A 20,594-nucleotide genomic window follows, 5' to 3' on the forward strand; every position below is an offset into this window, starting at 1 on the left:
ATCCCCTCAGACTGCCGCCCGGCTATACAGCCATTGGTTTTTCGTATCCCCGTCTGCCAGGCGCCGTGCCCTTTCAGAAACCCTTCTTCCCGTCCCCGAAATGTCTTTCTTTTTTATACGTATTACGTATAATCCTGTTAAAAAAAATTTCATTCGCCTTTTCCGGAGTAAGCTCCAGGGCGGAGGCAAGCTCCACCATAACGTCCATCGCAGGCAGATTTTTCCCATCCAATACAAGCGTGAGCTCTCTTTCGTTAATCCTGCTCTTTTCAGAAAGCTCTTCTACGGATTGAAACCCCTTCCGTTCAATTTCCGTTTTCAGTGATTTTAAATCCACTCTATACTTCATGCGTATTTATCCTTATTTAAAAATATATATATTGCGTATATTCATAGTAACATAATCTACCATATATTGTCAATTAGTCTTATCATTTCCTGCCAGCCATTTTTTCGTTCTATTTAACCGTCCAGACAGCTGTACCGTCACAGGCGGCAGGCATCCAAAAACGTTGTACGACAGGCCGGAGACCTGCTTTTTCTGTGCATTCAGGCGTTCTGTACGGCAAATGTACAGACCTGTCCGAACTGTTACTTTTATTTCCGGATCCTCCCTTTCCGATTTTGGACATTCGTTGCTTAGAACGCAATTTTATGATATATTTACTTTGTATCAGAAATAATTTTCAAACAGGTGATAATTCATGAATCCCAATCCATATGAAACCTTCCGCACGCGCATGAAGGAGCGGAGGACGCTGTTAAATATAACCCTGACTGAGATAGCCGAAGCCCTGGACATTTCACAGCCCACCGCCCAAAGATATGAAAGCGGTGAAATCAAAAACATACCTTATGATAAGCTCGCCCTGCTTGCAGAAATACTGCAGTGCTCCCCTCCCTATCTGCTGGGTTGGGAATCCATGGCAGCTTCCCCGCCGGATATTCCCGGGGATGAGGAACGCATGCTCCGTTATTTCAGGAAGCTGAACGTCAAAGGGAAGAAGGAAGCCGCGCGGCAGCTGGAAAATTTAACGCTGATCCCCAAATACAGCAAATCACCGGACAATTAAGAAAAGTATGTAAATGTATTTTCCCTGCATTTATATACTTTTTTTATTGACCGGCCTGTAATTCCCGTAAAACAGACGAAGCACAGGTGAGTCAAATGCTGTGCCGCCGATAATAATAAATCATGGCAACTTAAATCAAGCATTCCCTTTCCCACGAGCTTATAATGGCTTCAGAGCGGCGAAACGAGGTAAACAGGCATGTACGAATGGCAGAAGCAGATCCAGATGATTGTTGATGAAATCGACAGCTGCATAAAAAACTATGAGGATGAAGCGTTGACGCTGCGCTGTCTCTCCCGCAGGCTGGGATATTCCGAGTTCTATACCACAAGGAAATTCAGGGAAATATCCGGCATGCAGCTGCGGGATTATCTGCGGCACAGGAAGCTGGCCTTTGCGCTGAAGGAGGTCCGGGACAGTGATAAAAGCCTGCTGCATATCGCTTTTGACTATGGCTTTTCTTCGCATGAGGCTTTTACAAGAGCCTTTAAGGCGGCTTATGGCATAACGCCCAGCGAATATCGGAAAAATCCCCTGCCAGTCGTTCTGCGTACAAAAATAAACCCCTTCGACCGCTACTTTTTAGGATTAGGAGAGATTGGTATGATGAAATCTGACGAAGACGTTAAGATTTATTTTGTGACAATACCTGCGCACAAATTTATGCACATCAAAAATTATGAAAGCAATGGGTACTGGGATTTCTGGCAGAAGCAAAGCCTGATTCCGGGACAGGACCGGGAAACCATCTGCGGCCTGTTAGACAGCATCAAGGGCAAGCTGGACGATGACGGAGGAAGTGAGCCGAACAGCGGAAGCGGGCAGATTATGGCGTATATTAACGACCCGGACGGCAGGCTCTGCGATTGGGGATACCCGCGCACGGAATGCCATGGCATACGGCTTCCCGCCGATTATGACGGCGAGGTTCCCCCTCAGCTGATGATGAACGATGTCCCGGAGGCCGAATATATTGTTTTTGAGCACGGCCCCTTTGATTATGAACAGGAAAACCGCAGTGTTGAGGAAAAGATTGAAAAGGCGATGGCTGATTTTGATTTTTCCGGAACCGGCTACTGCTATGATAAACAGCCCGGCAGGATCCTGTATTTCTATTTTAATCCGGAGCAGTATTTTAAGTACATCAGGCCGGTGAAAAAGATTTAATTACTTTACAGACGCCCGCGCGGGAAAGCAGCGCGGGCGTCTGTATTCATCTGTTCCGCTGAAACAATGGACGGAGAGATCCTATTAAGTTTTACCTTCAGTCAGCAGGATAAACGCATCCACGCAGGCGGCGTCCTTCCCGCATTCCGGGGCTTCAGTCAGCGTTCATTACAATTCATTGATCGTTTCTGTTACGGAAATATTCCGTATTCTCTTTGCCGGTGCATAAACGGCCAGTACCGCCGCAGTAACAACGAACAGGAGTATGATGGCCAGTGAAGCAACCGGCAGGCTCCAAGCCACATAGCTGAAATGATCAACAATGAGGAAGTTGAAAATCATCCTGCTGACGGGTATCCCGATTCCACAGCCAATGATTCCTCCCAAGAAAGCATAGGTAAAGGCTTCGGCGGCAATCATTTTAGTAACCTGGTGTTCATCCATTCCCACCGCCCTCATGGCTCCGTACTGCTTCATCCTGGCAGACACGCTCATGGAGATGCTGTTGACAATATTGAGCACCGAAACCAGCGTGATAATCCCCAGAAATCCATATACGCAGGTTACAAAGGCAAGATATGTCCCGCTCGTGCGCTGGTCACGCTTATCGCTGAAGACATATTCACTGCCTGTTGTACTGCGGATTGCATCAACATCCGCATCATCTGCACTGCCGGTCAGTTGTACCATAACGAGTGAATAGCCGTTCACCCCTGTCAGGCGGGCAAAGGTTTCCCCTGAAGTGATAAGCGTTATTTTGCCGTTTGTGAGCCCGTCGCCGCTGAACACGTCATATTTCAGCAGCCCTGCAATTTCCAGCTCTTCCTCTCCGATACGGATCTTATCTCCGATTTTCCAGGGGCTGTTCCAATCCCATGTTGCAAGAACATAATCACTGTCGCCGTATACCTTTGACAGGTCGCTGCCTCTTTTGAGAAGACCGTCCTTTTTAAGGCAGTCCAAATCAAAATCATCATAGGAAATCAGATCGATCGTTGTGGAAAATGTAGTATCGCCGTTTAATCCCGCAGGGATTTCAAAACAGCTCCTGCGTCCGTAGGCCCGTCTGACGCCCTCCATGCCGCTGAGCGTCTGAACCAGCCCGCTGTTTATGGAATTCGTACCATCGCTGCTTGTTATTCCTATATCAGAATCCGCCGCCGACTGCGGCATAACACAGTTGACAAAATCGATCAGAACGGAAAAACATAAAAACAGAATAATGCTGAGGGCAAAGGAGCCCGTCATGAGGAACAGGTTTTTCCTGGCGGAAACAGCGTGATGAATGCCCAGCGCCGTCTCGATTTTGACCAAACGGGCTTTTACAGGATGAAGCTGTGCCCCGGCGCTTTCCGAACTGCCCGAAACCGCAGCGGCCGGCGATACCTTTGCAGCCCTCCTGGCGGGAGCCCTGGCGGCGAGCAATACCGTAACAACGCCCACAACGATCCCGCTGACAATTCCAATGATGCTGAACCCAAACAGGGGGATGTTGGAAAATTCCTCGCCCACGAGGAAACGCAGCGCAGCACACAGCCCCCATGAGGCGATAATGCCAAGCACGAGCCCGATCGGGACCGCAGTTTTACACCAGTTCAGGGCTTCAAGCCTTACAAAGCGGATAATCTGCCGCCTGCTCATCCCGATACAGCGCATCATTCCAAAAAATTTAACCCTCTGGGCAATGCTGCTGTTGATACTGCTTGAAATCATCAGCACGCCCGCAATCAGGATCAGCACGAACACTCCCCCTGCAGTCAGTATAAACGCCTGTCCCAGCTCACTCTGGAACAGTTCTGCAAAGGACAGGCTGCCGTGCTTCTCCAACAATCTCGTCTGCTCCATCCTGGCGCTCATTTCGGCCATGCTGAACACAGCCGTCACCATGAACACCGCAAAGATTATACACAGAAGCGTCATGCGGTTCTGCCGCCTGTGTACTTTGGCGGAGATAGGAATCAGGCTGAGATAGCTCTTCAGCGCATGCTTGCCAGCCCCGCCGCTCCCGTAAGTTTTGGAAATATTTTTAACCCCTGATAATTCCATAAGGCTGATCACCTCTTTCTGTTTTGATATAGAAAGATTAACACATCAACCCTACTGTCAGATGACATGAATCCTACAATTTTGTAGGATTGGGAAAATCAGCCCCTTCAGCCAGCCGGGCAGTTGCAAAGGAAATTCATGGTAAAGGTTGTGCCTGCCCCCAGCTCACTGTCAACCTCGATGGTCCCGCTGTGCGCTTCCGTAATTGCCTTTGCCAGAGGCAGCCCCAGCCCGATTCCCTGGGTATCCTTGGAAAAACGGCTTCGGTAAAACCGTTTGAAAATATGGGGCAGGTCTTCCGGATGGATACCTTTGCCATTGTCTCTTACGACAATCTGGACAATGGAGGCAAATTCACACCATTCAATCCTGATTTCGGCCCCTTTGTCCGTATGGTCAAAGGCATTTTTAACAACATTGCCAACCGCCTCCAGCAGCCAGATCCGGTCGCACGAAAAAGTAACCGTGTCATCACCGGACAGAATCAGGCGCTTTCCCTCCTGTTCCGCCCGATAAGCAAACTGCTTTTCAATACAGCCCATCATTTCGGATACATTTTCCGTCGCCTTCTCTATTACGATTGTTCCCGCATCCAGCTTCGTAATTTTAAGCAGGTTCTGTACCAGGGTTTCGATCCGGTCAAGCTCCTGCTCCGAAAGGGCGGTAAACTCCCTGAGCGTCTCCATATCCTTCGTTTCCTCCTGCATAATCCCATTATAGATATTCAGGGCGGCCAGCGGTGTTTTGAGCTGGTGGGAAATATCGGAGATGGTATCCTTCATAAACTTTTTTGAGCGTCCCTCATTCTCGGCATGGGCGTTCAGAATGGAAACCAGGGAATTGACCTCCTGGAACAGGCGGTACAGATCTCCCTCATCGTCGCATTCGATCCTGGCGTCCCGATCTCCCGATATATAGTCCCGGATCTGCAAAATAGCGCTTTCCATGATTTTGCTTTGCTCCCTGAAATATAAATACATGGCCGTGAAAACCAAAAGCCCCATGCCTGCGGAAGAAAGCAGCACACAGAACGCCGCATTTTTTAACCCCAGCCCGGCGCAGGCGGCGGAAATCAGGGAAAATACGGCAATGGCCAGCAGCACGCTGCAAAATAAAGTTTTTATTTTTCGGTTTACGAATATTTTCATAACGCACCTCAATCCGTACTGTTCCACCGGTAACCCATGCGGCGGACGGTCACTATGTTCCGCGGCTCGGCGGGGTTATCCTCGATTTTTGTGCGCAGCCTGCGGATATAAACGGTCAGGGTATTGCTGTCTATAAAATTTTCGTCACAGTCCCAGAGCCTGCTGAGAATCTGTTCCGGAGAGAGGACAATATTCGGGTTCTCCATGAACAGGCGCAGCAACTTGAACTCGCTGGCGGTCAGTTCAACCAACATCCCGTTTTTACGGACCTCCCGGCTGAGCAGGCAGATCCTTATCCCATTTGAGTTCAGTTCCGTTTCGGCCTGGTTAAAGTTTTCACTTCTGCGGAGGAGGGCATTCACCCTGGAAAGAAATATCGCCAGCTTGAAGGGCTTGGTAATATAATCATCCCCGCCTATATCAAGGCCCATGATGATGTCGGTTTCTTCATCCGCAGCGGTCAGGAACATAATCGGCACCCTGGATGTTTTCCGTATCTTTTTGCACAAATCAAATCCGGATCCATCGGGCAGGGATACATCCAGAATGACCAAATCGTATTTCCCGTCCGCCCACAGCTGCCCGGCCTCGGTGCCTGTCCTTGCAATATCCAGCTCATAGCCCTGTTTCCTCATGGCAAAGGCCAGGCCGTTAATCAGGCTTAAATCATCTTCCACAAAAAATATCCGTTTCATTTATTTCTACCACCCTTTTCCGTCCTGCATTCCAAAATGCGACAGGGGGCGCTGTTCACGCCCCCTGTCATCATCTTAGCACTCTATTGATAATATCTCAACAATTTTCACCACAAAAATGGCGAAGCACCCCGCCAAAGCTAATCAAGCTTCCGTAATTGTTCTATCAGGGACTGTTTTCCCTGTTTCCTGATGCTCCACAAAGACAACAGGAACTGAATTGCCATAAGCAGCAGAAAATACAGCGCCATATAAAAAAACGGGAAGCGGAAAGCCGTCGGGCTGCCATATACGGCCGCGCTTATTTCATGATGCAGAACAAAGGACAGCGGCAGACCAAGCAGTGCCGTCAGGAGAACGCACAGCAATACATACCCTACCCCTTCCACTGTAATCATTTGGTATAATTGCTTTTTAGTCAGCCCAACAGACCGCAGCACACTGTTCTCCCACTTCCTGGACATCAGATTCGACAGCGTCGTGTTAATGAGATTGATGATTCCGAACAGGGAGATAAGCAGGGCGATTCCCTGCATGATATGGAACACCGCCGAATTGGTTGACCTGCAGTATTCCGCATAGTCGGAAAAGGTGTCCAGCCCGATTCCCGTATGGCTGTCAAGTATCTCCTGCAGCGCCATTTTAACAGCGCTGTCCATGGCAGGGTCGCTTACAATGTCCCAGGAGTAATCGAAGTTCCCGACACCAGGCAGCAGCTCCTGAAACAGTTCTTCCGGCAGATACAGCATAGCGCCGTCAAACTGGTATTTCCCATGGCCGTATCCGGCGCTTACCTTTGTTATGTCAAAAAGTCCGTCTACCGTAACCTCCACGGTGCTGCCTCCCAGCGACAGCTGTACGGCCGTTCCCACTTCAACCCCCACATGATCTGGCAGCAGAATTCCCTTCTTTCCCTCCGGCATGTGCCCCTGCGTCAGCCCCTTCTCCAGTGCCTGGCAATTGTCCCGTGTAATCATATCCCCCATACCGCCGCCGGTATAAGAGCCTGCCTTATAATCTGTTCCCACACTCTTTCGCGCTGTAATCACATCCTCTACGCCTTCCACGGCAAGAATCTCCTGCCGCAGCTCTTCCGACAACGGATTGCCGGAATACAGGACTTTGGAAAGCTCTTCTTCCGAATCGGTATAAACCTTATAATGGCCGTTGGGAAAATATTTGCCTGCCAATGCTTCCGGTTCGTAGGTCAGAAGCAGCGTGGATGCGCATAACAGCAGTATCCCGCCAATGCTTAAGGAAATAGTAATGCTGACGGTTTTCATTTTGTCCCGGCGAAAATTCATGTTGCCAAGCGTCAGGGGATTGAGTTTTTGGCACTTCCTGCGCCGGTGTGAAAATCCTTTCTGCACCGAGGCTATCCGCACCGCTTCCATGGGAGAAGTATCCGCGGCCATCCTGACCGGTTTCTTAATGGAGAGCGCCACCATTCCCCGGCAGATCAGGACCGTGGCCGCAAGGGCCATCAGGTATCCGGCAATATGCAGTCCCTTCGGGACCAGAAAAACCGGTATGATGATTTCCGGCGCCGTTCCGGCAAAAATTCCAAGCCATCCGAGCCGGCGCCCCTCTTTTTTTACCATGCGCATGATCTGCTTTTTGGTGGCCCCAAGAGTACGCAGCTGCCCGAAGCTTTGGATTTTATCATGAATTGATATGCGGAAAATGCTCTGGATTACCACGCAGCCCCCTGTCAGAACAACCGCCGCCAAAACGCCGAGCACCGCCGTCGTACCGAAATCCACACTGCCGAAGGTCCGTGAAAAAAACAGGGAATAATAGGTCGGAGCCGATAACCCGTATTTTTCAGCGATTTTCTCACAATAGCCTTTTATCTCCTCTTCGTCCATCTCCTGCACATTTTTTAAGTGGACATAGGCACGGAATCCGGAAGGGTTATAACCGGGCAGCTGCACCAGCTGCGCTTTTGATACTATAAAACCATAGATTTCCGAGTTTTCCACATTCGCAAGATCCATCAGCCCGGAAATCCTGTACTCCCCCGGGAAGCTTTCTGTCCCTAAGGCTATGCAGTCTCCGATCCCGGCCTCCGGGGCAAATTTCTTAAGCCAGTTCCTGCTTACCATGATCTCATTGGCTTCTTCCGGCAGTTCCCCGTCAACGATTTCCATCTGGTTCCGCCCTGTATACATCATGGTTTCATCCGCATAAATAAAAGAGCCCTTGAACCCCTGTATGGATTGTTCCTCTCCAATCAGATAATATTCCCCCGCCCGCTCAATTCCGGGCTGTTCTTTCAGAGCCTCCATATCCGTTTCCGTCAGATTACTGTATACCGCTTCATAGGTATCCGAAATCTGATTGTTCTGCATCTGTACCAGGGAAACCGCCGTACTTCCGGCAAAACTGATAAGAAAAGCCGCCAGGGCAACCGATATCACCACCATGGCGTTGCGGCGTCTTTCACTTTGCATGCTGCGCTTTGCCAGCCGTTTTACAAAGGCTTCGGTATTGTTTTCAAAAGGCCGGATCATATGTTTTACCTCCATCATTCTGTAATCAGGACATTTTCAGGCCCTGCAATACCTCCTGCAGGGCCATCGCCTGTTGATGGAATTATTGTAAAACAAAAAGGTTACAGAAATGTCCGCAAAACAAATCAAAGGCCACCCGGCAGGCATCGTCTACTTCTATCTCCCGTGGCGCGGGCAGAAGTCTGTAGAGCTGGGGTACTGGCTTGGAAAGCAGTACTGGGGACAGGGAATCGCCACCCGCGCCGCAAAACAGCTTTGCGACTACGCTTTTTGCACCCTGGACATCAACCGTATCTGCGCCAGCGCCCTGGAAACCAATACAGGCTCCTGGCGTGTCATGGAAAAGCTGGGGATGCGCCGGGAGGGCCGGTTTGTAAAGGCAATCTACCAGGACGGCGCGTTCTTTGACGACCTTTATTATGCGGTTCTCCGGGAGGAGTACCGCCTGACATAAGCTACCCCCTCATCCTTCCTCCAGCGCAAGATAATGCATATAAGCATCAACAAATTCCGCATATTTCGTTTTGGATAGAATCAGGCTGCTGCCATTGGTAAGCTTAATTGATTCTCTGTCGTAGCTCCTGATTTTATCCAGGTTTACCAGGTATCCCCTGTGGCAGCGGAAAAAAGCGCTTCCCAGTAGCTTTTCCAGCTCCGCCATCGTGTAATAGATTTCAAAATGCTCATTTTCCATATTAATAATGACCTTTCTCAGGTTGCTCTCCACGAAATAAATATCACTGGGATAAAGGCGCAGATGATTATTTTTTGTATGGAAAAGGATAGCTTCCTCTTTTTCCTGTTTCGTATATTTTTCTGCTGCAAGCTTCAGGACCTTTGCGAATTTTTCCTCATCCAGAGGCTTCAGCAGATAATGGAAGGGAAATAAATCCAGCGCTTCAAATACATAATCATCATAGGCCGTAATGAAAATCACGGAAGGCCGGACGGGAGATTTTTCCCGCTCCCTGCTTTGCAGCCGTTTGATCACATCTAAGCCATCCATTTCCTCCATCCGCACATCCATCAATATAATTTCAAAACCTCCGTTACCGCTTAACAGCTCCACACCGCTTTTATACTCCGTAACCTCCGCTTCCGGCAGGATTTTCTTACATAAAGCAGCGAGGCTGGACAGCATATGGGGATCATCATCACAAATAGCAATCCGCAGCATAATCATTCTCCTGTTCCCTTGTTCAGACTGTGTAACCGTTCCTTTTTTTACCATATCGCTGCAAAAATTCAGTAAAAACCGCCTTCAGCAATGGTTTTTTGCACCTCTGAATCACTTTTTCCGGTCTGGGCGGCAAAAGTGAAGGCCTGATTGGATAGTTACAAATTGCTACGATTTTACCATAATCCTGACCAGGGCGCAAAGAATATGTAATGAATCGCATATGGAAATGTAATGAAAAGGAAGAAAATCCTTCCGTTACCTATGGTATATTTAATATAAATTTCAAGCTGCTGATTAACGCAGTATCGCAGATAAATCTGCGATATGCAGGGGGATAAAAATGGAATGGTTTAAAACAAACGGCATACTTGATGAGCATATATTGCGGGGAATTGCAAAATATGGGATTAGCAGGACAGAAAAGGTTGCGACGCTGGTCTATCTGGCAGGCGGCACTGTTTTTATACTTCTGAAAGTACATGTCCTGGCAGTCATTTATTTTATAGTGGGCCTCATTCTGCTGCTTTATCAGATGGTTTTATTTAAAAGGATTACGGTTCATCATAATTTAAAGAATATGCAGCTGTTGAACGGTGCGTCTGCTTTTCAGTGTACCACCTGGTTCGATGAGGAAGGCATTGCCCTTATTAATTTCACGAACCATGCGGAAGGGAAAATACTGTATCAGCATTTGATAAAGGTAATTGAAACCGAGGATATTTTAGCCGTGCAGACGAAGACATGGTTTGTCCCTGTTTTCAAGGATCAGTTAGGGCCGGACGGAGTGGAGGCGCTGTTTGCCTTACTGAAAAGCCGGAATAAAAAAATAAAAATAAGGCGGCTGAAAAGTACAGCAGGGAGTAAAAGGAAATGAGAATTCTGATAGTTGAGGATGAGGAAATGATTGCGGATGTCATTTCACGGGGGCTTGCCAGGGCGGGATACCAGTGCCTGTGCGCTTATGACGGCCTTGAGGCCGCCGAACTTCTGGAGGAACACCGGTACGATTTAATCCTCCTTGACATCATGCTGCCAGGGGCGGACGGGTATGAATTAATGAGGTACATAAAGGATTTTGGGATTCCCGTTATTTTTATTACGGCCAGGACCCGGCTGGAGGACAAGGTGAAGGGTTTTCGGCTGGGCGCGGACGACTATATCACCAAGCCCTTCGAGTTGGCCGAGCTGACGGTCCGTGTGGAGGCGGTCCTGAGACGCTGCCATAAGCTGCAGGATAAGATTTCAGCGGCCGGGATAGAGGTTGATACCCTGTCAAGAACCGTAAGGAAAAACGGTCAGCCGGTGGAGCTTACCGCAAAGGAATATGAGCTTCTTCTGTTGTTTCTCAGGAACAGGAATATTGCCCTTTACAGGGAGCGCATTTATGAAGAGGTATGGGAGGGGGAATTCGACCCGGACAGCCGGACCGTGGATATCCATGTACAGCGGCTGAAAAAAAAGACGGGGCTGGAGGATTCTATTATATCTGTCAGAGGGGTTGGCTACAGGCTGGAGGTGCCGGAAACGTGAAGCTATGGCAAAAATTCTGTCTGTGGCCGCTTCTTTTTTCCGTTTTTATTTTTCTGGGGACGGGTATTCTGCTCATCGAAAAGAATGCAAAGGAAGTGTTCCAAATCAATTTAACGCAGCTGGCGGAGGAACAAAAAAGCGTTTCAGATGGCCTGAACTGGTACGTTTATATCAGCAGCATACGTGATTCAAAACGGGGGCTGGGAAAGCTCAACCAATACATCAAGGAATATATGGAAAACCGTTCAGGAACCCAGGGCGTCTGTTACCAGCTTGCGGAATATGCACAGGACGGCGTCCTGCCCGTGTACAGCAATCTGGATTCGGAGCTTCCCATGATGGCCATGCAGGAGGTAACCTATGCCCCACAGTATACGGTCCTGGAATACGGCGAAAAAAGCTATCTCCGCCTGACCGGCAAATTTTCCTTTCAGAACCATGTCTACAGGAATACCGTTTTCATGGATATTACCGCTTTTGTGCAGGAACGCAGCCGGCAATACCGTTACTTTTTCAATCTTTTTCTGCTGTCCGTAATCGTTCTGTCTGCCGGTATGTACGCAATATCCGGCTATTTGACAAAGCCGCTCCGTCTTCTTACAGATTCCATCAGAAAAATGGGCGGCGGCAATTATACGGCGCATGTTGTGGTGCGGGGAAAGGATGAAATCAGTGAGCTGGCCATGCGCTATAACGAAATGGCGCGGATCATTGAGGAAAAAATAGCGGCCCTGGAAAAGACGGCGGAGGAACAGCGGCGGTTTATCGATAATTTTTCCCATGAGCTGAGAACCCCTCTCACTGCCGTTATCGGCTATGCGGATTTGCTGCGTACCTCAGAGGATGACGGCGCGGCCTGCAAGGAGCTGGGCGAGCGGATTTTTAAACAGGGAAAACGGATTGAAAAATTATCCGAAACGATGCTCCAGCTTGTTTTTCTGGAACGGCACAGCTTTGCGCTTGTCCCATGTGATTTGAGGGAGGTGCTGGCGGAGGCGGAAGCTCTCCTGACGCCGTCCATCCTGCAGGCGCAGATGGATCTGGTGCTGGAAATGCCGGATGAGCCTGTTGTTATCCCTGGGGAAAAGGATCTCCTGCTAAACCTCATCGGGAATCTGGCGGATAATGCAAGAAAGGCCTCCGCCGCGGGCGGCGCCGTCCGGATTTCTGTCCAGAAGGAAGAAGCCTGCGCGATTATGGAAATTGAGGATCAGGGAAAGGGGATCCCGGAGGAGGAACAGTCCAGGGTATTTGAAACCTTTTATATGGTGGATAAAACAAGGAGCCGGAAAAATAACGGCGTGGGGCTTGGCTTATCCATCTGCGCCGATATCGTAAAAATCCATCACGCAAAGCTGGAACTGACAAGCCGGGCAGGGGAAGGCACCAGAATAAAAATTATTTTCCCGTGTTACAAACATGAAACATTTCCTGTTTAAGATAGCATCATACCAAACAGGTAAAAAACACAGGAAAAGGAGACTCAATATGAGAAAACAGAAAAGCATGAAAAAAATGATGGGATTACTTTGTACAGGAGTTCTGGCGCTCAGCCTGCCGGCCTGCGGAAGCGTCAGCGCCCAGGAAATGCAAAACCAGCCCCTCTCTGCCGTCGTCCCGGTACAGACCCCTGCTGAAACAGCCGGAAATAATGCGGAAACCAGGCAGGCTGAACCGGAGGAGCTTTTTATCAATCTGGCAAAAGAGGCGCTGCTCAGCTATTTTGATGTGGATATGTCCGATACTGCCGGCTATTCCGTCAGTGTGCAGCACATGGAGGCAATGCCTGAATTTGACGCCGAGGCGCAGACGGCCGTAACCTTTCTTCCCGACGAGCTTAATTTAGGCGAAATTTCCGCCGACGCCGAGATCGATATGGAGAACATTAAGACAAAGCCCATGTATGATGTGGCTTTTACAGAAGAAGGCATGATAAAAGGCATGCATTTAAGCTATGTGGACTGGGCAGGCAGCGAGAAGCCCGTCAATGCGGATTCGGCAAAGGAGCTGGCGAAGGATTTCGTGGTTTCCCATGATCTGGCGGAGGAAGGCAGCCTGGAAATCCTTGGCAGCGCCACTACCTCGTCGGACACCATTTCCGTTGTAATCCGCCGCAGCGGAGGGCGCGCCCTGCTGATTGGCGTGGACTCACTGGCCGGAAAAGTCAGGTTCTTTGAAGACACGACCGAAAAATACGCATTGAAATCAATTACTCCCCTGGAGGAAGGCAAGGGGCTGGGCTGATCTGCAAATTAGCCGAAAACAATCCTGCTCCCGGAAATCAATCGGCAGCAGGATTGTTTTCGGCCTTTTGCAGCATAACGGTAAGATGAAATGTCTGCCCGCTGCAGGAATATTTTGCGCTTCCGAAATATTTTTCCGAACAGCGCAGAATATTCTGGAATCCAAGCCCATGCCGGGCGGTGTCCTTTTTGCGGGTAAGCGGGGCTGCTGTGCTCTCAGCTTCCAGAAGGACGCCGTCACAGCTGTTTTCCACCTCCATCAGGAACATATTGTCTTTGCAGCAGGAGGTAACCTCTATATACGCTCCGGCTTCAGGCGTCTGCTCCAGCAGCAGCTCACAGGCCTCCAGCGCATTGTCCAGGCTGTTGTTCAGGATGATGCTCAGATCAAAGGCATCGATGCCAAAGTCTGACGGGAAACGGAAGCCACTGTCGAAGCGGATGCCCCGCTCCCTGGCCCGTCCGGCTTTTCCATTAAGCACCACATCGGTCACAGGATGCCCCGTATGTATGGAATAGTTCAGCGCGTCCAGCGAATTGCCGATTCCGGAGAAATAACCGGCCAGCTCGCTGCCTTTTTCCTCCACGTCAATTCCCCGGGCCGCCAGGAGGCTCTTGATATCGAAGAGGTAATTCTGCATATCATGCCGCATGGATCGGATGCCGGTGTAAAGCTGTTCGATCTCCCGGATATGCCCCTGCATCTGCTCCACCTGGTTTGCCAGGATCACCGCCCTCTGCTTTTCCTCCATATAGGTGATGAGCTTTTGATATATGGTATAGGCGTACAGGATACACACAAGGGAGGCGACGGCAAGGGAGGGGATCATAAGGTACAGGGTCATGCTTTGGACCGGGCTGTCCCAGGTGGCCCAATTGACAAAAACAGTATTTCTCAGCAGCAGCCGGGCCACCCCGGTAAAGACGGAATACACGATTGCAGCAAAGGCCGGCGTCAAAAGAAAATACAGCTCGCTGCGGGGGATTTCCTCCATATTCCGATGCCCTCCCCGCGCCAGTTTCCTGACCGAAAGAATCATTACCGCACAGGACAGGACAAGCATCAGGCAGGCCTCCCAGTCGAGGTAAACCCTGATGTTCAGTGATGCATAGGGGTAAGCGTCCGCCGGATCCGCCATATAGGAATATAAAAGAAACGACTCCGCGTTCGAGGCGATTCCCAGATAGCCGCCCAGCCGTTCCAAAAACAGCTCCCCATAGCTGCGCAGCACTTCGCACAGGCCGAAAACAGCCTGAAAGGTGACTGCAATATAAATTTTTTTACTGAAGCTTTTTCGGGAGACCAGACTGATAACCGTCAGCAAAAGAACCACCTCCAGCACAGGAAATAAATAGTAAACGCTGCGCGGCAGACGGATCCACCAATGATACTGGAATAATGCAAAAAAGACCGCCGTCAGAAGGATATTGCCCAGCCACTTCATACGGCCCGCCCCTGATTTCAGGAACCGGTTCAGCAGGTATACCAGGCAGATACTGGCAGTAAGCGCAAACAGGAACGGAAACTTGCTGGAAAGCTCCATCGTCTCTATGGCATTCGCGGAACTGTTTTCCGCAATGAATTCCTCCTCCGTCAGCTCCCTCCAGGTAGACGGCGCCTCCTCTACTTTATAGCCATATTCCGAATCCGGATCCGGTACCATGACGGCGTTGGAGCTGCCCTCCGTCTCCGGGGTATCCGGCTCCTGTGAAAATATGATGGATTTTATCAATAAGGCGTCCATCGCTTCTCTCCTTTTCATTGTATTAAAACGCAGACGGCGCAGGTTATATTCTATCATACCGCCTGGTTTTCTCCAATACGTATGGAGAAACTTATCAGGCTGTTATTATTTACCATTAATTATACAGGAGGAGCCTTTCCCTTCAAACTCCGTTTCGTTACAATAACGGTATCCTTTCATGACGGATGCCTTGGATAAAACCATTCCCCGTGGTAAAATAGTCAGACCAAAATGTATAAGGAGGCGCCATATATGTTTCAATCAATCTTACAGGAGACGTTAGCCGAAGAAAACTGGCAGGAGGTCCAAAAGCTGGGAGGCCGGAAGATACCCGCACTCTTCCCCCTGGGAGTTATCGAGGAACACGGGCCGCACCTTCCTCTGGGAGCCGATATTTACTGGAGCTATGGAATGTGCAGAATCGTCAGGGATAAGCTGGAAAGCATGGGGAAAAAAAGTGTCATCCTGCCGCCCTACTACTGGGGGGTAAATCATTGCACCCATAATTTCCCCGGCACCTTTTCGCTGCGTCCGCAGACCATGAAACAGGTTCTGTTCGAAATCTTTGAAAATGTCCGGGATTTTTCTTTTCATGATGTCTATTGTTTCAATTATCATGGGGATTCTTATCATGTAGGCGCTATCGTGGATACCATAAAAGAAGTAAATGAAAAACTGGAGCTTTCAGCCAGGCTTGTACTGAATGAAATGGATTTGCCTCTGTTTGGCTGGCAGGGGAATGAAGACTTTTTACTGGTAGCCAATCCGGAATACCCCATGGAATGGTTCGAAGAGGAGGACGCTTCGGAACGCGGCCTCCTGGATATCCATGCCGGCGCATTTGAGACTGCCGCCATGAATTATTTCTGTCCGGAACTGGTTGATTTGAATACAGCGGAAAGGCTGGCCTCCACATCGCTTGACCAGGAAGGGCTGCAGAAGTGGCTGCAGGGCGGCGATGCTACCAGGGAATCGGTGCCTCTCGGTTATGCCGGCAATCCCGCGGGTTATAAAGCAGTCGGTGACATTTTTGAAAAAATTCTGGATTTACAGGCAGTGAATATCGCTGAACAAATTATTTAACTCCGCCTGTAGTATGGAGCAGGGAGGAGGGATGAGGCCCGGCGGGTTACCGCAGCAGGATTCCCGGCCCGAACGGCGCAAAGGCTGTGGTGACATAAGGGTTTACACAGGTATCCTTGTGTTCCCTTGCAAAGCTCCACAGCTTATAGCACATCTCCTTTACGATGTCCCTGAAGGGGCTGTCCTCCGTCAATCCTCTGCCCTGCAGAAGATTATGCATTTCATGGGGATCCGCTTCCAAATCGTACAACTCGTCATAGTCAAACGTATTGAATACATACTTCCATTTACGGTTCCACACCGCCCGCTGGATGCCATAAACCTCATTTCCATTGGTCTGGGTGCAGCACTCCTGCCTCCATGCAGGAGTGCTCTCCCCCTTCAGGAACGGCACCAGGGAGCTGCCGCTGAAGCTTCTGCCCGCAGGGATCCCGGCCATTTCAAGAATGGTCGGCGCAAAGTCGGCAAGGGATACCATGCAGTCCTCCGTTCTCCCCGGTTCACTGATGCCTGCGCCGCCAATCATGGCACAGATATGATATGCCTCCTTAAAACAGGGCAGCCCCTTTGTCCAAAGGCCGTGCGCACCCACATAATCTCCGTGATCCGACAGGTACAGAATCACCGTATCCTCCATCCTTCCCAACTCCTCCACCGCATGCAGAAGCTTTCCGAACAGCCAGTCCTCATAGGTGCAGAACGCATAAAAATGGCGGAGGCATTCCCGCTGCTCCCTTTCCGTCAGCTGGCCGAACCGTTCCCGTGTCCGGCGGTACAGGGCGGGCTTATCCTCCATGGTATCTGCGAAGCTCTCCGGAAGTTCCAGCTCCTGTGGATCATACATATCCAGAAAGCGCTACGGCACAAAATATGGATCATGCGGGCCAAGAGGGCCGGCAAACAGGAAAAACGGCTTTCCTGCCCCATACAGCTCCGGCAGCTTTTGCACCGCCTCATCCACCACTCTGTCATCATCAAAGGGATGCTCCGTCTGTCCATACAAGGTAAAATGGGGATACCCCGGGCGGATAATGCCGCCTTCTTCCCTCGTCTCCCCGCCGTAATCCATATTTTCCCTCTCCTGCAAATACGCATCCCATTCCCGCGTATCCGGCCCGTCCGGCAGCTTCGCATATGTCTGGCCGTGATACAGCCTTTGCAGTCCGAACTCCTCCGGCCCCTGTTCCGCGCTTACATGCCATTTGCCGGACAGATAAGCCGCATAGCCATTCTCCGTCAAGTCCTGCGGAAACAGCTTCACTCCCTCAAACAGTCCCGTGGACAAAGCGTTACCCACATTCACATTATTCCATACACCATGCTCCGAAGGGTACAGGCCTGAAAAAAAGGTAGCTCTGCTGGGGCAGCAGTGAGGCGCCGGGCAGTAGGCCTCCCGGAACGTTACCGACTGCTTCCTGAACCGATCCAGGTTCGGTGTTTTTACCGGGGATCCTTCTAAAATGGTGTCTCCGCGCTGATGGTCCGTCATAAAAACAATAATATTCGGCTTCATTCATTTTCCCTCTGCTTTCCGAATTTAACTGCGGTATTATGAGGCAGAAAAAAATGCTGTTGCTGCTTCATTTTTTCATTATATCAGATGGGCGGGATGAATGACAGCGCCGGGAAAATAATAAATATGCTTATACCGGAATATCGTTTCAGGACAGCGGCGGATGAAGTCCTTTCGGGATGTCTGGGCGATCTGTCCTTCCCGCCGCCTTCAACAGCGGTTGATAACATATTCCTCATAAGCTGCCGCGCCGTCTCTGAGCCGGGCCAGCCCATCCTGCAGCAGGGGAAGCGGGCAGGCAATATTCATCTGAAGGAAATCACGCGCGTTACCGCCGCAGCGGTTTCCCGGGAAAAGACACAGCCCGGTATTTTCACGGATAAACCGGGCCATTTCCGCTGCGCCTCCCGCCATATCCCTGCAGTCCAGCCACAGGAAGTAACCGGCATCGGAAGGGTACGCCCTTATCTGCAGCGCTTCCTTTTTCATAAATTCCATGGCTGTCTGCCAGTTTTCCGCAAGATAATCCCTGAGTGCATCCAGCCAGGAGGCCCCCTTGGTATAAGCGGCGATGGCTGCCGCTGCCGCAAAAGCATTCGGGCTTGCGGCGGCGTCCGTCTTCAGGCCCCGGATTACCTTATGGCGGAGCATTTCATCCGGCACCACGGCGGCAGCCGTCTGCAGCCCTGCAAGCTGGAAGGCCTTTGCCGGAGAAATGCAGGTAATGCTGTTTTTCCGGCAGTCTTCAGAAACAGAGGCAAAGGGGATATAGCTGCGGCCGGGAGCTGTTAAGTCGCAGCCGCCTTCCTCTGCAATTACGGTTACATGATATTTTGCGCAAAGCGCACCAACCGCGGCCAGCGTTTCCCGATCCCAGAGGATACCCGCCGGAGCATGCGGATTACCTAATATCATAAGCGTTGTCTGCGGATCCGACAGCTTGCGTTCCAAATCCCGGAAGTCCACACGATACCTTTCCCCATCGTATTTCAGCGGGCTTTCCAGCACCTGCCGGCCGTTATCCGTAATGGCGGCAAAAAGGCAATCGTCAGCCGGCGTCAGGAGCAGCACCTGTTCCCCCGGCGTTGTAAGCTTCCTGATAATGCTGGAAATCGTAGGGATAATTCCCGTACAGAAAACAAACCAGTCTTTATCCATGAGGAAGCCGTACCGTTCCTTCCACCAGCCGGTATAGGCCAGGCGCCATTCCTCCGTAACCGGCTGTTCCCCAAATATCCCCTGTGCCGCCAGGCCTTCCATAGCGCTGCGCACTTCCGGCGCCGTATTAAAAAACATATCCGCCGTGCACATGGACAGGCCATTTCCCGACGCATTCCTTTTCAGAGAATCCGTATCCTTTCGTTTCCTCACCGTGTCAAAATCATATTTCATAATTGTTCTCCTTTTCCTGTGGGACAGGTGCCGCCATCGTATCCCTTTTCTATTTCAGGGTTCCGTCATCTACACCGATTTGGCCGGTTATTGTTTCTTAATCTGGTAAATCAGGTAATCCAGACAGGATATCCTGCCTTCCTCCTTATGTACCCGTTCCAGGAGACAAGCCCTGTGCTTTTCCAGCAGCGCCAGCTCCTTCTCCTCCTGTTTTTCGTCATAACAGGCCATAAAAGCATCTATGACAGCAGCACAGCAGCCTGCATCCTTCAGGTTTTGTACAACAGCTTCCCTTGATAAAAAATCCATGCCACACCTCACGGCTTTTCCTTTTTTACGACTTTCTTATATTTCCTGCATAAAAAAGAACGGGGTTCTCCTGTTTTTCTCAGGCGCAGAACGTTTTTCCGTATTTCCCGGGAGCCTCATCACAGATGAGGATTTCGCCCTTTGCTTCCGGGTCGTCCAATATGATTTCACCGGCTGCTGGAACACGGATGCTGCCGGAAAGCGGATTTTTAATGCTCACCACCGGCGTCAGGATATCGGCCTGCACCTCTGATTTTTCAAAGGCAAGATCCGTGCCCTCCATTTCACAGTCGATTAATTTCAGGTTTTTGCAGTAGCACAGGGGCTGTGTGCCGATAATCCGGCAGTTAATCAGGGTCAGCCCGTCTGAATACCAGGCCAGGTATTCCCCTTTGATGGTGCTGTTCTTAACGGTCACATTTTCAGCGTGCCAGAAGGCATCCTTGGTATCAAAGGTACAGTTATCAAAAACCGCATTGCGGATATACTGGAAGGAATATTTCCCATTCAGCCCCACCTCTGAAAAATCCAGATTTTCTGAACGCATCATAAAATATTCGCTTTCCACTTGGCTTTTTCGCATGGTAATATTTTTTACCGACCAGCCGAATTCCTGTGAAACAATGTCACAGTTTTCTATCAATACGTCACTGCATTCCCTTAGCGCCTTGATTCCATGCAGCCTTGTGTCCGAAATCTCAATCGAATCGGAATACCACAGGGCCGCCCTGCAAAGCCCGGTCAGCTCAGAAGCCCTGATCTTCAGGCCATGATCATGCCAGAACGGATAGCGCAGATTCCAAAAACAGTTTTCCACCTGAATATTGCGGCACTCCTTAAAAGCGCTTTCTCCATCTGCCGGTCCATCAAAGGTACAGTTCTTTACAAATACATCCTCGCTTCCATAAAGCGCCCGCTCCTGATCAAAGGTTTGATTTTCAATCCGTTTCATATAAT

At 50.1% G+C, this 20,594-nt stretch carries 18 protein-coding genes and 1 pseudogene; 8 read left to right on the forward strand and 11 right to left on the reverse strand.

Annotation, left to right across the window (positions count from 1 at the left end; genetic code table 11):
- Positions 1-73 precede the first annotated feature (73 nt).
- A complete protein-coding gene (locus HMPREF1548_RS05050; RefSeq protein WP_021634736.1) occupies positions 74-349 on the reverse strand; it encodes a hypothetical protein in 276 nt (91 codons plus the stop codon).
- A gap of 355 nt (positions 350-704) precedes the next feature.
- Here HMPREF1548_RS05050 and HMPREF1548_RS05055 point away from each other — a divergent pair, with 355 nt between their 5' ends.
- The gene (locus HMPREF1548_RS05055; protein ID WP_025489249.1) at positions 705-1,073 is read left to right on the forward strand and encodes a helix-turn-helix domain-containing protein; all 369 of its coding nucleotides are present in this window, start codon (positions 705-707) and stop codon (positions 1,071-1,073) included.
- Between the two features lie 198 nt (positions 1,074-1,271).
- A complete protein-coding gene (locus HMPREF1548_RS05060; protein WP_021634740.1) occupies positions 1,272-2,240 on the forward strand; it encodes a helix-turn-helix transcriptional regulator in 969 nt (322 codons plus the stop codon).
- Between the two features lie 168 nt (positions 2,241-2,408).
- Here HMPREF1548_RS05060 and HMPREF1548_RS05065 read toward each other — a convergent pair whose 3' ends face one another.
- The 4 genes from HMPREF1548_RS05065 to HMPREF1548_RS05080 all read right to left on the reverse strand — a co-directional run bounded on the left by HMPREF1548_RS05065 (position 2,409) and on the right by HMPREF1548_RS05080 (position 8,642).
- Complete coding sequence (locus HMPREF1548_RS05065; RefSeq protein WP_035321151.1) at positions 2,409-4,220, reverse strand: ABC transporter permease; 1,812 nt, start codon at positions 4,218-4,220, stop codon at positions 2,409-2,411.
- Between the two features lie 173 nt (positions 4,221-4,393).
- Positions 4,394-5,434: a sensor histidine kinase gene (locus tag HMPREF1548_RS05070; protein WP_021634742.1), complete on the reverse strand. Its 1,041-nt coding sequence runs from the start codon at positions 5,432-5,434 to the stop codon at positions 4,394-4,396.
- A gap of 8 nt (positions 5,435-5,442) precedes the next feature.
- Positions 5,443-6,129, reverse strand: coding sequence for a response regulator transcription factor (locus HMPREF1548_RS05075; RefSeq protein WP_021634743.1), 687 nt, complete (start codon positions 6,127-6,129; stop codon positions 5,443-5,445).
- Between the two features lie 140 nt (positions 6,130-6,269).
- A complete protein-coding gene (locus HMPREF1548_RS05080) occupies positions 6,270-8,642 on the reverse strand; it encodes an ABC transporter permease (RefSeq protein ID WP_035321152.1) in 2,373 nt (790 codons plus the stop codon).
- A 109-nt stretch (positions 8,643-8,751) separates the two neighbouring features.
- Here HMPREF1548_RS05080 and HMPREF1548_RS05085 point away from each other — a divergent pair, with 109 nt between their 5' ends.
- Complete coding sequence (locus HMPREF1548_RS05085) at positions 8,752-9,096, forward strand: GNAT family N-acetyltransferase (RefSeq protein ID WP_021634745.1); 345 nt, start codon at positions 8,752-8,754, stop codon at positions 9,094-9,096.
- A gap of 9 nt (positions 9,097-9,105) precedes the next feature.
- Here the strand turns inward: HMPREF1548_RS05085 and HMPREF1548_RS05090 are convergent, their stop codons facing one another.
- On the reverse strand, positions 9,106-9,819 hold the full coding sequence (locus HMPREF1548_RS05090; RefSeq protein WP_051358322.1) for a LytR/AlgR family response regulator transcription factor: 714 nt from the start codon (positions 9,817-9,819) through the stop codon (positions 9,106-9,108).
- A gap of 343 nt (positions 9,820-10,162) precedes the next feature.
- Here HMPREF1548_RS05090 and HMPREF1548_RS05095 point away from each other — a divergent pair, with 343 nt between their 5' ends.
- Genes HMPREF1548_RS05095 through HMPREF1548_RS05110 form a run of 4 tightly spaced genes read left to right on the forward strand, consistent with a single transcriptional unit; the run spans position 10,163 to position 13,596 of the window.
- On the forward strand, positions 10,163-10,696 hold the full coding sequence (locus HMPREF1548_RS05095) for a hypothetical protein (RefSeq protein ID WP_021634748.1): 534 nt from the start codon (positions 10,163-10,165) through the stop codon (positions 10,694-10,696).
- Entirely contained in the window at positions 10,693-11,352 is a 660-nt protein-coding gene (locus HMPREF1548_RS05100) for a response regulator transcription factor (protein WP_021634749.1), read from the forward strand. Before HMPREF1548_RS05095 ends, HMPREF1548_RS05100 begins: the two co-directional genes overlap by 4 nt.
- Entirely contained in the window at positions 11,349-12,791 is a 1,443-nt protein-coding gene (locus HMPREF1548_RS05105; RefSeq protein ID WP_021634750.1) for a sensor histidine kinase, read from the forward strand. Before HMPREF1548_RS05100 ends, HMPREF1548_RS05105 begins: the two co-directional genes overlap by 4 nt.
- Before the next feature lie 49 nt (positions 12,792-12,840).
- The gene (locus tag HMPREF1548_RS05110; RefSeq protein ID WP_035321105.1) at positions 12,841-13,596 is read left to right on the forward strand and encodes a hypothetical protein; all 756 of its coding nucleotides are present in this window, start codon (positions 12,841-12,843) and stop codon (positions 13,594-13,596) included.
- A 37-nt stretch (positions 13,597-13,633) separates the two neighbouring features.
- Here the strand turns inward: HMPREF1548_RS05110 and HMPREF1548_RS05115 are convergent, their stop codons facing one another.
- Positions 13,634-15,397, reverse strand: a complete 1,764-nt coding sequence (locus HMPREF1548_RS05115) for an ATP-binding protein (protein ID WP_021634752.1) — start codon at positions 15,395-15,397, stop codon at positions 13,634-13,636.
- A 195-nt stretch (positions 15,398-15,592) separates the two neighbouring features.
- On the opposite strand from HMPREF1548_RS05115, the gene HMPREF1548_RS05120 reads away from it, so the two are divergent.
- Positions 15,593-16,423 carry a creatininase family protein gene (locus tag HMPREF1548_RS05120; RefSeq protein ID WP_035321107.1) on the forward strand — a complete coding sequence of 277 codons (831 nt, stop codon included), beginning with the start codon at positions 15,593-15,595 and terminating at the stop codon, positions 16,421-16,423.
- Between the two features lie 46 nt (positions 16,424-16,469).
- Here HMPREF1548_RS05120 and HMPREF1548_RS05125 read toward each other — a convergent pair.
- The 4 genes and pseudogenes from HMPREF1548_RS05125 to HMPREF1548_RS05140 all read right to left on the reverse strand — a co-directional run bounded on the left by HMPREF1548_RS05125 (position 16,470) and on the right by HMPREF1548_RS05140 (position 20,589).
- A pseudogene (locus HMPREF1548_RS05125) lies at positions 16,470-17,936 on the reverse strand (sulfatase family protein).
- A 210-nt stretch (positions 17,937-18,146) separates the two neighbouring features.
- Positions 18,147-19,328 carry a MalY/PatB family protein gene (locus HMPREF1548_RS05130; protein ID WP_021634757.1) on the reverse strand — a complete coding sequence of 394 codons (1,182 nt, stop codon included), beginning with the start codon at positions 19,326-19,328 and terminating at the stop codon, positions 18,147-18,149.
- A gap of 87 nt (positions 19,329-19,415) precedes the next feature.
- Complete coding sequence (locus HMPREF1548_RS05135; protein WP_021634758.1) at positions 19,416-19,637, reverse strand: hypothetical protein; 222 nt, start codon at positions 19,635-19,637, stop codon at positions 19,416-19,418.
- Positions 19,638-19,716: 79 nt separating this feature from the next.
- Positions 19,717-20,589 (reverse strand): DUF3737 family protein, encoded by an 873-nt coding sequence (locus HMPREF1548_RS05140; protein ID WP_021634759.1) that lies wholly within the window; start codon positions 20,587-20,589, stop codon positions 19,717-19,719.
- Between the last annotated feature and the right edge of the window lie 5 nt (positions 20,590-20,594).

The organism is Clostridium sp. KLE 1755, from assembly GCF_000466465.2.
Lineage (GTDB): Bacteria > Bacillota > Clostridia > Lachnospirales > Lachnospiraceae > Eisenbergiella > Eisenbergiella porci.